The sequence below is a fragment of the Thalassobacillus devorans MSP14 genome (assembly GCF_000496835.1).
Lineage (GTDB): Bacteria > Bacillota > Bacilli > Bacillales > Halobacillaceae > Thalassobacillus > Thalassobacillus devorans_B.
The window spans coordinates 110,149-126,857 of record NZ_KI543239.1 but is presented as its reverse complement, the minus strand read 5'-3'; the positions used below and the strand labels follow the sequence as shown (position 1 = coordinate 126,857).

16 protein-coding genes are annotated in these 16,709 nt (G+C 43.8%); 3 read left to right on the top strand and 13 right to left on the bottom strand.

Annotated elements, in window-relative coordinates:
* Window positions 1–2: 2 nt before the first annotated feature.
* From P855_RS0119635 to P855_RS0119600, 8 genes are all read right to left on the bottom strand, one after another.
* The gene (locus P855_RS0119635) at window positions 3–1,004 is read right to left on the bottom strand and encodes an alpha-ketoacid dehydrogenase subunit beta (protein ID WP_028785139.1); all 1,002 of its coding nucleotides are present in this window, start codon (window positions 1,002–1,004) and stop codon (window positions 3–5) included.
* Window positions 983–2,071: a pyruvate dehydrogenase (acetyl-transferring) E1 component subunit alpha gene (gene pdhA / locus P855_RS0119630; protein WP_028785138.1), complete on the bottom strand. Its 1,089-nt coding sequence runs from the start codon at window positions 2,069–2,071 to the stop codon at window positions 983–985. Before pdhA ends, P855_RS0119635 begins: the two co-directional genes overlap by 22 nt.
* Before the next feature lie 34 nt (window positions 2,072–2,105).
* Entirely contained in the window at window positions 2,106–3,212 is a 1,107-nt protein-coding gene (locus tag P855_RS0119625; RefSeq protein WP_200865976.1) for a Leu/Phe/Val dehydrogenase, read from the bottom strand.
* A gap of 62 nt (window positions 3,213–3,274) precedes the next feature.
* On the bottom strand, window positions 3,275–3,676 hold the full coding sequence (locus P855_RS0119620; protein WP_028785136.1) for a thioesterase family protein: 402 nt from the start codon (window positions 3,674–3,676) through the stop codon (window positions 3,275–3,277).
* Window positions 3,677–3,772: 96 nt separating this feature from the next.
* Entirely contained in the window at window positions 3,773–4,567 is a 795-nt protein-coding gene (locus P855_RS0119615) for an ABC transporter ATP-binding protein (RefSeq protein ID WP_028785135.1), read from the bottom strand.
* On the bottom strand, window positions 4,551–5,567 hold the full coding sequence (locus tag P855_RS0119610) for an ABC transporter permease (RefSeq protein WP_028785134.1): 1,017 nt from the start codon (window positions 5,565–5,567) through the stop codon (window positions 4,551–4,553). The genes P855_RS0119615 and P855_RS0119610 overlap by 17 nt, the downstream gene beginning before the upstream one ends.
* A 19-nt stretch (window positions 5,568–5,586) precedes the next feature.
* Window positions 5,587–6,576: an ABC transporter substrate-binding protein gene (locus P855_RS0119605; protein ID WP_028785133.1), complete on the bottom strand. Its 990-nt coding sequence runs from the start codon at window positions 6,574–6,576 to the stop codon at window positions 5,587–5,589.
* A gap of 446 nt (window positions 6,577–7,022) precedes the next feature.
* Complete coding sequence (locus P855_RS0119600) at window positions 7,023–7,988, bottom strand: NAD(P)H-dependent flavin oxidoreductase (RefSeq protein ID WP_028785132.1); 966 nt, start codon at window positions 7,986–7,988, stop codon at window positions 7,023–7,025.
* Window positions 7,989–8,057: 69 nt separating this feature from the next.
* Between P855_RS0119600 and P855_RS0119595 the strand changes: the two genes are divergently transcribed.
* Window positions 8,058–8,570, top strand: coding sequence for a gamma carbonic anhydrase family protein (locus P855_RS0119595; RefSeq protein WP_028785131.1), 513 nt, complete (start codon window positions 8,058–8,060; stop codon window positions 8,568–8,570).
* Between the two features lie 611 nt (window positions 8,571–9,181).
* On the opposite strand, the gene paaX is transcribed toward P855_RS0119595, so the two are convergent.
* The gene (gene paaX, locus P855_RS0119585; RefSeq protein ID WP_028785129.1) at window positions 9,182–10,060 is read right to left on the bottom strand and encodes a phenylacetic acid degradation operon negative regulatory protein PaaX; all 879 of its coding nucleotides are present in this window, start codon (window positions 10,058–10,060) and stop codon (window positions 9,182–9,184) included.
* A 126-nt stretch (window positions 10,061–10,186) separates the two neighbouring features.
* Window positions 10,187–10,780, bottom strand: coding sequence for a M15 family metallopeptidase (locus tag P855_RS0119580; protein ID WP_235062690.1), 594 nt, complete (start codon window positions 10,778–10,780; stop codon window positions 10,187–10,189).
* Between the two features lie 167 nt (window positions 10,781–10,947).
* Between P855_RS0119580 and P855_RS0119575 the strand changes: the two genes are divergently transcribed.
* Window positions 10,948–12,408: a hypothetical protein gene (locus P855_RS0119575; RefSeq protein ID WP_028785127.1), complete on the top strand. Its 1,461-nt coding sequence runs from the start codon at window positions 10,948–10,950 to the stop codon at window positions 12,406–12,408.
* 117 nt (window positions 12,409–12,525) lie between these two features.
* Window positions 12,526–13,203, top strand: a complete 678-nt coding sequence (locus P855_RS0119570; RefSeq protein WP_028785126.1) for a serine/threonine protein kinase — start codon at window positions 12,526–12,528, stop codon at window positions 13,201–13,203.
* A gap of 156 nt (window positions 13,204–13,359) precedes the next feature.
* Here P855_RS0119570 and P855_RS0119565 read toward each other — a convergent pair whose 3' ends face one another.
* The 3 genes from P855_RS0119565 to P855_RS0119555 form a co-directional block, all read right to left on the bottom strand.
* Window positions 13,360–14,901 (bottom strand): BCCT family transporter, encoded by a 1,542-nt coding sequence (locus tag P855_RS0119565; protein ID WP_028785125.1) that lies wholly within the window; start codon window positions 14,899–14,901, stop codon window positions 13,360–13,362.
* 134 nt (window positions 14,902–15,035) lie between these two features.
* Complete coding sequence (locus tag P855_RS0119560) at window positions 15,036–16,082, bottom strand: ArsR/SmtB family transcription factor (protein WP_028785124.1); 1,047 nt, start codon at window positions 16,080–16,082, stop codon at window positions 15,036–15,038.
* A gap of 120 nt (window positions 16,083–16,202) precedes the next feature.
* Window positions 16,203–16,592: a hypothetical protein gene (locus tag P855_RS0119555; protein WP_028785123.1), complete on the bottom strand. Its 390-nt coding sequence runs from the start codon at window positions 16,590–16,592 to the stop codon at window positions 16,203–16,205.
* Between the last annotated feature and the right edge of the window lie 117 nt (window positions 16,593–16,709).

The following is a 16,709-nucleotide window of genomic DNA, read 5'->3' as shown; positions in this document are numbered from 1 at the left end:
CGTCAAAACTTGATCACCTTTTCGATTGCGTTCTTTACCCTTGCCGGAGTCGGCAGGTATTCATCTTCAAATCCGAAAAATGGTACCGGTGAATCAAAACCGGTCACACGCTCAACCGGGGCTTTCTGATAAAGGAAAGACGTATCATTGACAACTGCAAGTACATCATTTCCCACACCACCGGTTCCGTGGGCTTCATGGACAATGACTGTACGCCCGGTTTTTTGTACTGATTCGGCAATTGTATTCCGGTCGATCGGATACAGCGTTCGGAGATCGATAAGTTCACAGGAAACACCGCTCACTTCCATTTCTTTTACTGCTTTGGCAGCGACGGGAACCATTGCTCCCCAGGTGATGACAGTTACATCCTCCCCTTCCTGTACCTTTTTCGCTTTTCCGATTTCAACCGTATATTTTCCTTCTGCTACTTCTTCTCGTGAAGAACGATAGCAGCGCATCGGTTCCAAATATAAAACAGGGTCAGGGTCTTCGATAGCAGCAATCAAAAGGCCTTTCGCATCTGACGGTGATGCTGGACAGACGACTTTCAGGCCAGGCATATGGGTGAAAATCGCTTCCGTACTGTCGGAATGGATTTCCGGTGCACGAACCCCCGCCCCATATGGAGCACGGATCACCATCGGCACAGTGTAATGCCCCATTGTTCTGGAACGGAGCCGAGAGGCATGCGTCATGATCTGTTCATAAGCAGGATAAATGAAACCAAGAAACTGAATTTCGGCTACAGGGCGCAGCCCGTTGACAGACATCCCAATCGCTGCACCGATGAACCCCGCTTCGCTTAATGGAGTATCCATGACACGATCCTCACCGAATTCATCCTGAAGGTGATCGGTTGCCCGGAATACACCCCCGTTCTTCCCGACATCTTCTCCCAGCACCAGCACCCTTTCATCTTCTTCCAGCATCGTACGCATCCCATCTGTGATTGCCTGGACAAGGGTCATCGTTTTCTTCTTTACTGCTGTTGTTGATTCCATACGGCAACCCCCTTTTTCGCTTCAAAGTATTGTTGCTTTTGCTCCTCTAGCTGCCAGGTGGGTTCCGCGAACACATGGTCAAAGATGTCATTAGGGTCAGCAGGCGGAAAACTTTCCATCTCAGCAACTGAGGCATCTACTTCGTGAGCCGCTTGATTCTTAACTTCTTCCGCCCACTGTTCATCAAACCATCCTTGATTTTTCATCAGCCGTTCCACCCGTAGTACAGGATCCGTCTCTTCCCGCCTCCGATCACTTTCCTTCTGATCCCTATATTTAGTCGGATCATCTGCCGTTGTATGCGCCCCATAACGCCAGGTCACCGCTTCGATCAACGTCGGCCCTTTCCCGTTGCGCGCACGGTCAAGCGCCTTCAAAGTTTCAGCGTAAACAGCGAAAACATCGTTGCCATCCACCCGGACCCCGGGCATATCATAGGCCAGGGCTTTTTGGGCGATTGTTTTTGTATTCATTTGTTTTTCCATTGGCACAGAAATGGCATAGCCGTTATTCTGATTAAAAAATACGACTGGCGCCTCGAACACACTGGCCATGTTCAACCCTTCATGAAAATCTCCTTCTGAGGTTGCGCCATCCCCAAAGTAAACGATGGCAGCGTTTTTTGTTCCTTTCCGTTTTTCTGCGAATGCAGCCCCCACCGCATGCGGCAACTGAGTTGCAATCGGAATCCCCGGGGGAAAGATATTCTTCCCTGCAGGTGGAATACACCCTTCATTCCTTCCATTCCAAAACAGTAAGATATTTTTCAAGGAATGCCCGAAAGTCATCGTTGCCCCATGATCCCGATATGACGGGAACATCCAGTCATTCGCCTCCAGAGCCAGCGCACTTCCTACCTGGCTGGCTTCCTGACCTTCAAACGGGGCGTAAGTGCCAATTCTCCCCTGGCGCTGCAGACTAATCCCCTTCCTGTCAAATGTACGGATGCGAATCAGCTGTTGGTAGAATGTTCTAGCCCGCTTCTCCGTCACCACTTCTTGATATTCTTTTTCCTGGACGTTTCCATTTACATCTATCCACATTTTTATAGGAAAGTCATTTTCCATCGAATCACCCTTTTTTAAGGCATTAACTACTTGGTTAATTTCGCACAGCCCATTTCGGCCGCTTCATATGACTGAAGAAGCTATTACGCTGGGCACGGGATTCAATCCGTCTTTCACATAACAGATTAGAAGCTTCCACTGTACAGATGCCGCTATCCATCGATTCCTGAAAAACATCCAATAATGATGTATAGATAGCTTTCGTTTTTCTCAAGACCCTTGCTTTGTTCGGTTCATACAATTCATCTGCGACCTGAATCAATCCACCTGCATTGACGATGTAATCAGGTGCGTAAAGGATGCCCTTTTCCTGCAATATCTTCCCGTGATGGATATCCAACAGCTGGTTATTCGCTGATCCTGCTACCGCTCTTACCTTCAGCTGCTCGATTGTCTCATCATTGATGACCCCGCCAAATGCACACGGTACGAAAACATCAGCTTCCACATGATAAATCTCTTTATCATTGACTACTTTTACAAAACCGTTATATTCTTTCGACTTTGATAAAACCTCATCGATGGCTGACTGGTTGATATCCGTAACATACAGATTGGCTCCTTCCTGGAGGAGGTGCTCCGCCACTTTAGCTCCAACTTTTCCTAAACCCTGGATGGCATAGGTTTTATCTCCCAGCTCTTTGCTTCCCCATACTGCCTGGTTCGTGGCTTTTATGCCATAAATGACCCCGAGAGCAGTGGGCACAGATGAATCGCCACTGCCTCCATATTCTTCTTCTACACCTACAATGCAGTTCGTTTCTTTTAATGCATGCACAAAATCTCCAGGAGTGGTACCCATGTCTGTCCCTGTGTAGAAACGCCCATTCAATGACTCGACAAACTGCCCGAACGCACGGAACAATTCAGGGTTTTTATCTTTTGCCGGATCACCGATGATAACGGCTTTCCCCCCGCCAAAATCGACATCGGCTGCCGCACATTTGTACGTCATCCCTTTGGACAGACGCAGCACATCTTCCAAGGCTGCATCGACACTTTCGTAAGGCTGCATCCTGCACCCGCCAAGAGCCGGACCAAGTGTCGTGTTATGAATCGCGATAATCGCTTTCAAACCTGTTGCCTGATCATTACAAAATAGCACCTGTTGATGCTCACTAATCCGCTCAAACATATTCATCATGAGTCCCCCTTTTGCAATACTTTCCCAGTAAGCGCTTTCATTTGTTGCAAATAAAAATTTTACTTAGATTGTATTTCCACCTGCAACATTTCTCTTATCTTTACTTTAGGAAGGATGACCTGCCTTACTTCTCCCTTGCCAATGATATTGCCTTCATTTTCTGCCACCACTTCCGTGACCACTATATTCTTCTTTATCGCTGTCACCGTGGCGGTGATGTCGATGGTGACACCCTCTGGAGCAGGGCTGACATGTTTAACAGAGATAGCACCGCCCATTCCTTCTTCACTATCTTCCAGGTAGGGCAAAATGATCTTCCTCGAAGCCCATTCCATATAATAGACAAGCGATACAGTGGAAAAAGTCGGGTGGACGACCTCACCTCCAAATTGCGCGAACATCTCATCCGTCACTTTCGTTTGGACGGAAGCTGTTTGCCCTTCCCGCATGCCTGGCTTCATTATGCTCACCTCTTATTCTTAGTCTCTACCATACTACTTTCTATGTACCCTGTCACATTCCGGAGCCGGAGATTTTCATGACAGGGGACCCGCTTATTAACTTAGCAATGCGCGATCGTTAGCCATCTGTTCGCCTCGTATCCGCTGGAATTCAGCCATCAATTTATCTACAGTCAGATGGTTCTTCTCCTGCTCGTCAACTTTCAAAATGATTTGTCCTTTATCCATCATGATCAAACGGTTGCCCAAATCCAAAGCCTGCTGCATATTATGGGTAACCATCAGAGTAGTAAGGTTATACTTGGCAACGATTTCCTTAGTCAAGTTGGTGATCAATTCTGCTCGTGATGGGTCAAGTGCAGCTGTGTGTTCATCCAAAAGCAGTATTGCAGGTTCTGTAAATGTAGCCATCAATAAGGACAGCGCCTGCCTCTCCCCACCGGAAAGAAGCCCTACTTTTACATTCAGCCTGTCTTCCAGACCCAAATGGAGTGTCTCTAATACTTCTTTGAAGAAAGCCCGGCGACTTTTAGTCACACCTTTTCGCAATGTCCTCCTTCTATTCCTGGAATAGGCCATCGCTAAGTTTTCCTCGATGGTCATTGTAGGAGCGGTTCCCGCCATCGGATCCTGGAATACTCGCCCGATCAGCTTGGAACGCTTATATTCAGGAACAAGGCTGACATCTTTTCCGTCGATGCCTACCATCCCTGTATCTGGAAGCAGCACACCTGAAATGATATTCATCAGCGTGGACTTGCCTGCACCGTTACTTCCGATAACCGTCACGAAATCTCCGGAATTCATGGAAAGGTCAACATCGTCCAGCGCTATTTTTTCATCCGGTGTGTTTTCATTGAATACCTTGTGGATCCTATTTAGCTGCAGCACGTTGCTCTCCCCCGCTTTCCATTGGTATATCCATCATGATTTCTTTATGCTTCTGCTTCTTACGTTTCTTTTCCCGCTGGCTTTCAATCATTTTTGGTAAGGTCAAAGCTAAAATGACGATGGTGGCTGTAATCAATTTCATATCCCCTGTTTCCAGAAATTCAACTCGGAGCGCCAAACTGACAACGATCCGGTAAATGATTGCACCCCCAACGACAGCAAGCGTAGTTCTTGCAATCGTTTTTGTACCGAAAAGCGCCTCTCCTATGATGACAGAGGCTAGGCCGATGATGATCATCCCAATCCCCATACCGACATCAGCAAAGGATCCGTACTGGGCAATCAACGCTCCTGAAAAAGCGACCATAGCATTGGATAACCCCAGTCCTAATATGACAAGCATATTGGTATTAGCGGAAAAACTGCGGATCATCCGTTTGTTATCTCCTGTCGCCCGTACAGCCAGACCGATTTCCGTCTTCAAAAAACGGTCAGTTGTAAACTTGATCAATAATGTAACGATAACCATGAAAAATAATATGCCCCAGGTAGAAGGTAAACTGTCACCTAAACCTATCAATTCCAAACCTTTATTCAGAATGGGATCGATACCGAGTTTTTCCCAGAACGAAGAGACAGTAGTGAAAGCTGTCTCTTCATTGAGTAAAGGTATATTCGACCTGCCCATTATTCTGAGATTAATAGAATAAAGCGCAATCATCATCAATATCCCCGATAATAATGCATTTATTTTTCCAATCGTATGAAGCATCCCGGTAATACAACCCGCCAGAAAACCGATGACTAAAGCAATGACAGTGGCAATAAACGGGTTAGCACCATTCACGATCATGACGGCTGCTACTGCAGCACCTGTAACAAAGCTGCCATCAACAGTCAGGTCGGGAAAATCCAGGATTCGGAATGATAAGTAGACTCCCAAAGCCATGATTGCGTAGATGATACCTGATTCTAGTGAACCAAAGATTGCCGTAAACAAGTTGAATCATCCTTTCCACTTATTCTCCCTCGTAGAATTCAGCGATTTCGCCCCATTCCTCCTTGATTTCCAGACCTTGAGCTTCCGCTGCTTCTTTATTTATGACCAGCTTCAAGTTCTTAGGATAAGATACTGGAATTTCGGAAGGCTCCTTGTCTCCATCCAGGACTTGTGCGGCCATTTCACCAGTTTCGTAGCCAAGGTCTTTATAGCTGAATCCACTGCCGGCTACTGCACCAGCTTTGACAGAATCCAACTCTCCCGCGAACATTGGGATGTCTTCTTTTTGAGCAACATCTATCACGGACTCCAAAGCAGAAACAACCGTGTTATCGGTAGGGATATAGATAGCATCAGCACGGCCAACCAGTGATTCTGCCGCTTGTTTCACTTCAGCAGACGTTGAAATAGATGCTTCTACCAATTCAACGTTTGTATCTTTTAAGACATCTTTGATGACGTCCACCTGTACAGTGGAATTTTGTTCACCAGAATTGTAAATGACACCGATACTTTCAGGTTTCAATTCATCGACAATAAAATTAATAGTTTGAGGAATAGCATCTGGATGTGTATCAGAGGTTCCCGTAATGTTTTCACCTGGTTCATCAAATGACGCAACCAGATTTGCACCGACCGGATCGGTTACCGAAGTGAAAATAATCGGGATATCTTTGGTTGCATTCAACGCGCTTTGAGCGCTAGGAGTAGCGTTCGCAAAAATCAAGTCAACTTTGTCCCCGACAAAGTTATTGGCAATCGACTGGGCATTGTTCATATCACCCTGGGCGATTTGAACATCGTATGTAACATTTTCTCCTTCGACATACCCATTCTCAGCTAAAGCTTCTTTGAACCCTTCAAAAGCTGCATCCAAAGATGGATGTTCCACAATCTGCGTAACACCGATGGTAACTTTCTCATCACCGGAGGCGTCACTGTTACATCCGGCAAGTAAAACCATACTTGCCAACAGCATTATCACTACACCAGCTAATCCTTTTTTCATCTTGGTCCCCCTTAAAATTTTTTATTATAACAGGAACACTATCCGGCAATCGCCTCAGCAGCACTCCTGTCACTGACAATTCAGGTTAATATGATAAACAACATTAATAACGTGTTATTACCGTTATATTATCATCAGCATCAGATTGCGTCAATTTGTTTTCAGAATATTTACTATTGTTTTATTATTATTAATTCGACTATAATCCTCATTCTCCTGCATGATTAGCAGAGATTAGAACCTTTGCCAAAACTTAAAAACTAAGGTTTGCGCCATAACGACCCGGCGATAAGCCAAGCTTTTCTAATCACAAAGAGGATAGTCTTAAGACCTCGAGGGGGTAAGCGCTGAAGCTGGATGTGACCCGCTACTTAAAGTGATCCGCCCAAAGAAAATTTTATAATTTCCTAGAAAATGCAAAAAACCTGCAGCTGATAAGCTGCAGGTCACTTTACATCCGTGGAACGAAAATTTTTATGTAACTGGTCTACCCTTGCATAAGCAATGTCCATCATGGACTCGATAAGCTCAGCAACTGTCGGGATATCGCTAACCAAACCGGATATCTGACCTCCATTGATAAAACCTTCATCCAAACGTCCCTCCAGGGCACCGATTTTGTGATAATCTTCTGAAGTCATTTCATTGAATTGTTTTAAAGGTACGCCTTCTTTTTCATAATCAAGCAGCTTCTGGCTATACGGTGTGTTCATGACTCTACGCACACGCCCGACCGATCGACCGACAATCACTGTATCATTTTCATGCGCTTCTAACAGCGTGCGTTTATATGATTCATGAAAGGGTGCTTCCTGTGTAGCGATCAGGCGTGTCCCCATCTGTACACCGTTGGCACCTAAAGCAAGAACCGCGGCCAACCCTCTCCCATCCCCGATACCGCCAGCGGCAAGCACGGGCAAATCGACAGAATCAACGATCTGAGGGATTAATGTCAACGTAGTCAACTCCAGGTTCGAGTTGATCCCAGCTGCCTCATAACCTTCCGCGACAATGACATCTGCCCCTGCCTGACCGGCTTTGACCGCTTGCTTGACCGAAGCAGTGACGGTAATAATCTTCTTACCATGCTCCTTCAAGCCAGGAATAAGGGGTGCTGGGTTTCCCGCAGATAAAGACACCACAGGAACATCATGTTTGATGATAAGTTCCATTATGTCTTGTAAATATGGGGTAACCTTGATCGCAACATTGACAGCAAACGGGCGAACGGTTCTTTCCTTCGTTTCTATGATGATTGGTTCCAGTTCTTCCGGTGCCATCGTTCCTGCACCGATCGTGCCTAAACCTCCAGCTTCCGAAACAGCGGCAGCAAGCGGGGCATTGCTGATGTTACCCATACCGCCTTGAATGATAGGATAGCGGATATTCAATGCATCACAAACATGCTTCATAATTTTCCTCCTTCGTATAAATAATGTTATAATATTTTTAATCTTTACACAACGATAAGGAGGAAGAGGATGATCCATATTTACGGAGGAAAAAAGCCGGAAGTTGACACTTCGGTGTTCATCGCGCCAGGGGCCCATGTGATCGGAGATGTATCGGTAGGCAAGGAGTCAAGCATCTGGTTCAACGCTGTACTACGAGGGGATGAAGCGCCAATAAAGATAGGAGAAAAATGCAGCATTCAGGATAATACAACGTGTCATTTATATGAAGAATCTCCCCTTATTGTGAAGGATGAGGTGACCGTTGGACATAACGTCATCCTGCATGGTTGCACAGTGGAAAGCCGTTGTATCATCGGCATGGGATCTACGATTCTTGATGGTGCAGTCATTGGGGAAGAATCGATTATCGGTGCTAACACACTGATTCCACCCGGAAAACAAATACCACCGAGATCCCTGGTTGTCGGGTCTCCCGGCAAGGTAGTCCGCGAATTGAATGAGAAGGATTTTGAACTGATCCAGTTGTCGATCGATACATATGTTCAGAAAGGAAAAGAGTACAAAGAACAAATCGAGTAAATAAACGACTTATTCAACAATATGGCCGAATTGTGGAAGACTCAGTTTCAAAGTAATTTGGGTTCGTTACCGAGACAGGCGAAAGGGTGGCTGGAAAACGATTCGCTTTCCTGTGGGGGAGGCTGGCAAGCCTCCTCGGCCGTTTCACGACCTGTGGGGTCTCGCCTAGCCCCTTTTCCCACGGGAGTCTCACCGTTTCCCCGCCACCTTATCCATATTTTGACGAACGAACCCTACGTTGGGAGAAGATACCTTCCACATTTACTGCATGAAAAGCTCAATGATTCAGGACATAAGCTCTTTTCAGCTGTTAAGATGGTGGTTCCGCATATCGATGTTTCCGTTAGTCTTACAAATGCAAGGAGGGCCGGGAAATTGCGAGACTCCTATGGGAGTAGAGTACATGGTGAGATCCCGCAGGGCTTTAGCCCGAGGAAGCTCACCGTACCCCCATGGAAAGCGAGTGATTTCCCGGGCCTCCAAACGCTTATCGCCATAACGGAAACAGTTTCTCTCGAAACTGAGTCTTCAGGAAAAGGGAGCTTATCTTTAAAATCAACACTGAGAATTAACAAAGCCAAGCTAAAAGCCGTCTCTTGTGAGGCGGCTTTTTAAGGTTCGATCATTAATGGGTGATCCAGAACATTATAGGATTCATCTTTATGCTTGATTTCATTTCCTTCCTTGAAGACTTGTTCAAAGAATCGGGAAGCAGGTTCTGCCAATGCGCGGTAATAATCACTGAACAAAGTGGCTGCGTGGTTGCCCAGCCATTTCTTTGGCAGTAATTCCTCCGGGAGACCCGGATCCACAAATAAGAATTTACGGTATTCATGCACCAGGCTTGTGCGTTCAACAAAACACTCTGCATCCGTCATTTCACCTTTTTGTATCTTATTCCGGTCGATAATGAATTTCTGACTATAATAGGAAATGAACTCTTTATATTTCTCGTTTATCTCTTCAAGGTTCCAGCACTTCTCTACCAGTTGAGCATCCTTATTCGGGCCTTTATACTCGGAAACAAAGAATTCGACGTAAGGTTCAATTTCATATTTTTCAACTAAATCTTTGACCTGTTTTTCTAAATCATTCGGCGAGATCCACGTAGAAGTCGACATGGCTCCGAAACCGCTCCACACCAATTCTTTCCGGAACTCATCACGAGCGTTCCGCTTCGTTTCAGGAATGGTATACATCAGCATTCGCCATTTGCCATCCCATTGTGCCGGCTTGAATTTGAAAATCCTGTCCGCAGCTTCTTCCATCCGGTTGACTCCGCGTTCGGTCAAATAATAATAGCTTTTGTTCCCTTTTTTCGTCGATTCTACCCAACCTTGTTTATACATACGGGAAATCGCCGCCCTGACAGCCTGTTCATTATGGCCGAATTCTTTAAGCAGGCTGATTAGACTGCCGATCCAGATTTCGTTGCCATAGTGTCTGATATAATCCCCGTACAAGGTGAAGATCATTGACCGTGTATTCATGCCCATTCGCCTAACCTCTTTCTTTATTATCTATGATGAAATACTATAATTGTCAGAAAATAATGTTACCACATACATGACGTTTTCGCAACGCATCCTATGTGTGGCGTTATCAGGGATGCAGCGTCACTCACCCTTCGGTGTCTGGTCCGAACCCTTCGGAATTTCCGGCCGGAACCCGTTCTTTAATTCACGGATACTGTACCCCATATCCATCTGGAAGTGCGGATAATCTTTGAAACGACGCCAATCTCCCCCCCAATCAAAACCCAGATCCTTAGCTATTTCCACGACTTCCATCCAATCTGATTTTCCGTTACCATTCCCGTCATATTCCGTATCCCATATCACTTTTTCATTCTTATTGCGGAGTGCAAAATCAATCGCCAATCCATAGTTATGATATGATTCACCACCTTCTGCATAGGTGACAATATTACCTTTTTCAGATCTTCCCCGTTCATATATCTCTTCTTGTTCCTTAATGGTACGGAATCCTTCCGTGATAACTACTTCGATTCCCTTTTCTTCCGCTCTCGCAACTAACTGATCACGCTTTTTTGCTACTTTCGGATGAAGCCCGGTCGGCATCGGGTCGTCTCCTTCCCTTTGCAGTAACTCAAAATCCGTTTCGTTTTCTTCTAAATAAAAAACGAAAAATAGTACGATTGACAGTAAAATAATCAAACTCACAATAAAACTGAGGAATTTATTAATCAATACATCCCCTCATTTTTTTCATATTTCCAGATGATAGTTATATGTAACATGACTCATTCTTTAATTTCAAATCATAGGCTCCTGGCAGGCCCGTTTCATAAGTAATGCAGGAATCTACAATTTTTTACAGAATTACATATTATCTAGCTATAACGGGGGACAGGCAAATGACAGAGAAGAAAAACAATAGAAGCAAAGTACAAGTTATGATAGCGGGAGTTATCATTTTAGGTTTTTTTATTGGCACCCAATTTTTCATGGGTGATCCAGTGATGGATTCATCCATTCCGAATACAAAAGCAGAAGACGATAAAGAACCGGTAGCGGACCTGCCCGCCCAATGGACGAAAGTGGATTCTAAAGCGGAGGTTTACGAGCATTATGAAAAATACATCCCTGGTATAAAGATTGCGAATGAGCGCGGACTTTTCCAGGAAATCAATCAGACACTACCCATTAACGACCATGAAAGTGAAGTTCATTTGGATAAAGTCTGGTTTTCAAATCAGGCAATTTTTTTATTTTACAGTTTAGATTTAGAAGGGCTTAAGCAACTTTCCAGCAACTATCAGGAAATCGGTTTGAACCGTATGACAATTGAATCTCTGGATGGAGAACTTTTCAAACATCCCCCATCCCTCCATACAGCATTTTCTGCTGAAGCAGTTGTATATGATGGGGAGGTATACCTCCTGGCCACTGCCAGACCTTTTATGGATGAACAGGGTCAGCCCATCGGGAAAATGAGTGAAACTGTATCAGTTGATTTTAACGTTGAACTCCCGGACAGCACCTATAAAACCGGTGTGACTACCTTACACATAGAATATGACCTGAAAGATAACCAGATAGCTTCCATTCCAGTAAACAAGACACTGAATCTGGAGGGCGCTCCTCTGCAAGTGAAAAACATCAATTTGGATGTAATGTCGACACAGATTGCTTTTTCGCTTGCCAAGGACCAAGCTAAACCCGCTCATCTGGAAGGAACGTTAAAAACAGGGGACCGGGAAGAGACTTTCCGTGCTTATTTCGACCCTATGCGCCATCAGGACCAGTCCAAACAAACTGAGTATATTGCCCATACCAGCCCATATACCGAAGTGCCAAAGGAAATGATATTATCGATCGTCCAAAGCAGTTCGGTCAGCGATCAATCATTCACTTTGGAAGTCGATGTTTCTGATTATAATGATGACTGGATCAACAATGAAGACACTCCCTACCGCTATACCAAAATAGATAAAGAGAATGCCGTAAAAATTGCCGAAGTATTTCAAACAAAAGTACTGTTGGACAAGGTGGAATATACTAAACGGGATGGAGCTAAGTTTACCATCCGCTACCAGCCTCGTAATAAGGGAAACACCAAAGAGTATCTATCCGTAGAATCACCAAGTTTTGCGAGTGAAAACCCATGGATGGATACTAATATCGAGGTGAAAAATGAGAAGAAAAGAGATCCCCTCTATTCCGGAGGAAATATCATGAGGAGAGAAAAAAACAGCTATACTTTCACGGTCCCTGAGTCCTATCTCCTCAGATCGGAAAAGCTTTTCATCACAGTCAGCGACTTGCTTCACACCAAAGAAGTAAATGAAACGATTACGATCAATACGAATAGTTAATGTTTATGAACCGCCAGGGAGGGACATTTCTACAATAAAACCTACTAATAAGACTCCCTTCTTCCGAATACTATTTCCAAAGGAGTTTTCATCCTGACAGAAGGGCGTTGGTCAAAAATGTCCAAAGATTGGCATGCAGCTGCTGGCGCATTATCGAAAATCACGGTCAGTTCCTCCCCCGGCAATAATCCAGTTACTATTCAGGGAAACTCCCTGCATTTAAAATGCATAGGGGTAGGAACAGATGCAGCCGTTTTCCGGCATAAAGATATACCTTCACTGGCATTTAAGGTATATGCCGATGATAAGCTCTATAAAAAAGACATCGAACAGCAAGTTTATGAAATACTTAGTGACATACCAAATCTATCGAAACTATATGATGCGGGAGACCGCTATCTTGTATTACGGTATGAACCAGGACCGACTTTATATGATTGTCTGTTACAAGGCATCCATATACCATTACAAGCCATTCAAGATGTAGAAGAAACAAGAAACCACATTAAGGAATACGGATTGAATCCAAGAGATATTCACCTGAAAAATATCCTTCTGCAAAATGGCCGGGCCAAAATACTCGATGTATCTGAATATATCAACCCAGGCAACGACTACCGATGGGAGCACCTGAAAAAAGGTTATGATGCATACTATCGCTATATCGATGGGAAGCCCGTTCCTTACTGGCTGCTGGATACGATCCAGAAATGGTATAATCACTCCAAAAAAGACGTGGAGACGATAGATGAATTTATGAAAAAGATATCGAAGCTTACATTGTTTTGGAAATAGGAACAAAAACTCAACACCCCAGTAAAACCTCGAGGGAGGTAGGCGCTGAAGCTGGTGACCCACTATTTAAAGTCATCCACACAAAGAAATTTTATAATTTCCAGACAGCAAATAAAGAGGGCTGGTACTCAGGTGTACCAGCCCTCTTTTGTTGAATTATCCTTCCCCTTTTGGAGTAAGTGATTTTCCTTTATTTTTAACTCGCTTCCTCTTCTTTTCTTTAGCCACTTCTTTACGTGCCGCCTTGAAAAATGATGCTCCCATAAATAGGACGACGACCGAAAATGGCAGAGCAGCAATAATCAGCACATTCTGTAAGCCTTGTGTCCCGCCAAAATAGACAATGATAGCGGCCATCGCTGACAATGTCAGCCCCCAAATGATTTTGACAGCACTTGAAGGATTCAAAGAACCCCCGGCACTTAACATACCAAGTACAAATGTGGCTGAATCAGCAGAAGTGATGAAGAATATCGCAATAACAAAGATAGTGATGAACGACATCAGCGCACCTAATGGATACTGTTCAAGCACTCCGAATGTGGCTGTCTCCATAGCAAACTTAGAAATATTAGCCATTCCATTTTGCTCCAAATTCAATGCTGATACTCCAAATACTGCGAAGAAGATAAAGCATACGAGGGAAGGAACCACCAATACGCCAAGCATGAACTCTTTGATGGTTCGGCCTCTGGATATGCGGGCAATGAAGATTCCCACAAACGGCGACCATGAGATCCACCACGCCCAGTAAAAAATTGTCCAGGCATTGATCCATGACCTGTTTTCCTCATTCAAAGGCGCGATCCGGAAACTCATCTCAAAAAAGTTGGTGATATAACTTCCTAGTGTACTTGTGAACATATTTAAAATATACAAACTTGGCCCGACAATGAATAATAATATCAGCAATAAGAAGCCGAGCCCCATATTGATATTACTCAAGTACTTGATTCCTTTATGAATGCCTGACCATGCAGAAATGATGAATAGTGCTGTAGCTACAGATAATATCAGTAATTGAAAACCATAGTTATTCGGGGTACTAAACAGGAAGGCCAAACCTTCGTTAATTTGAGCAGAGCCAAATCCAAGCGTCGCTGCAACCCCAACTACTGTAGCAAAAACTGCTAACGTATCAATTAGTTTCCCGGCTAGGCCTCCCATACTTTTTTCACCGAACAACGGAACCAGGGTAGCACTGATCAAGCCGGGATACCCTTTGTGAAATTTAAAATAAGCAAGGACCAAAGCGACTACACCATATACCGCCCAGGCATGTACCCCCCAGTGGAAAAAGGAATACTGCAGCGCATCCTTGATAGCCTGATCTGAACCCGTTTTTGCTACAGGAGCGTTTTTAAAAGCATGGGAGATGGGTTCAGCAGTTGTCCAAAAGACCATTCCCATTCCCATCCCAGCACTGAATAACATCGCAAACCAGGTGGGTAAGCTGAAATCAGGACGTTCATCGTCTTTTCCAAGCCTGATTTTACCGAATCGTGAAAAAATCAAATAGACACAAAAAACCAACATAAGCATTACTATCAATAAATAATACCAGCCAAACACATCTGAAATATAACCGGTAACCTTACTGGAAACCGCCTCTAAATGGTCAGGAGCAAAAACTCCCCAAAGTACAAAAGCTGTACAAATCGTAATAGAATACCAAAAAACTAAAGTTACGTTTTTCATAGCTCCTCCTAATTATTTATGTAATCAAATTTTGAAGTTATAGCCTTATATACATACCACTATTATCCCTAACTCAAACGATTACATAAAAAATAAAGGAATTAGAAAAAGATTTCAAGTCCTGGAAGCACGCCTTAGAAACGACTCAGGTATTGATCCATTTCCTTCGGAAGCGTTGCCAAAGATTGTTGCTGCACATAGTATAGGGATTTTTCTGGAGCTATCAGCCTGGCAGATTTCAGGATTTTAAGATGATGATGTACCGTAGTTTTTCCCATCTGCAATTCTTTTGTCAAATCCTGCAGCGAACGAGGCTGTTCCGTGAGCATCTTCATGATCTTCAACCTAACTTCATCCCCTAAGGCTTTATATTTTAATACTAGCTTCTGGTTAGGGACATATTTGTCCTCTGGATGCAGGCTTTCATTTGCAACTGGATAATAAAAGACTTTTACTCCTTCCAAATCCGCTTCTACATTCCAGGGACGATAGATGTATTGAGGAATGAGAAGAACCTTGTATACACTCGGCTCTGGCAAATAGGTTATCCCATTCGTCCCCCACTCTACAAACTGCTCGGAGTTAAGTTCTTTCCTCATTCGCTGCTTGTCTTCCAAATCTCTTTGCAAGATAGCATGCAGCTCTTCTTCTTGAGGTTTAATCACTGTCTCATACCACCCTGACATTACACTTATGAGGTGGCTTTTCAACTCGTCTGTCCCGACTTTACAAATGAACTCAATATAGGCGGGAAAGAAAGGATTATTAGACGTAAAACCCTTTAACTGACTAATCGCTTCCTCTGAACCTGAAGCGGCCTTTTCCCTCAGACCTTGCATATCAAGCCCTAAGTAAGGAATAGAATGGTACCTGATCTCTTTTTCCGGCAGCTCCCTTACATATGAATGAAACGCCGTTAAATCTTTTTTATCACTCGCATGTAATAATTGCAGCAATGCTTTCCAGGTATTATTTTTTTCCACATATTCCAGGTGGCCGTTCATTTCTTCTGATAAAGAAGTTTTAATATTTTCCCAATAACTTTGAGGCTGTTCCAATGTTTGTACCAATGACTTATTTGTGATTGCCGCTATTCCCAATGCGCTTTCCCATAACAACGAATAGTCCACTTCCACACGGTAAGTTTCCCGCTCCTTATTGCTTGTAGAAAATAATTCCATATTTATCACCTCAAATACATTCTATATTTTTAGAATATATAATTCAATACTTTTAGAATTATTTATCTGAAAATTTCAGGATATCTACTCTGCCAAAAAAAGAACGTCTGTTTAAGGCGCTCATTTACTGATTTTTTCAACCCTTCCTCCAAACTCCCTGGAAAAACGATTTGCCATGGGCTCAATCACCCCAAGGTTCCACTCTTTGCGTCTATTACTATGTATGTCAATCCAGAGCCTTGCTTTCTTCGGCCAATACGTTATTTCTAAGACGCCTGTTTCATTCTGTTTCTTAATATGCCAGTGCACAGAACCCTTTTTAGTACTGAGTGTCGTTTTTTCCGATATTACCAGACCAAAATCGGATACAATCACTTCGATTTCTTCGCTTACTATATCCTGATCCAGTGGTTTAACTTTACTTAGTCTGGAATCTATAACTTCATACGTGATCAGTTGATTCACCTCCCGATTAAGGAACTGGTATGTTTCACCTGGACGTATATCCATATTTTAACACATCTTCCAGGTGTTTTTATCGACCTATCCCGCATGCGAAAAGAGAATAAATCCTATATTCCTTCATCCTAGTCTATAAGGGTTAAAAATTCCTATAAAGATAGGTCA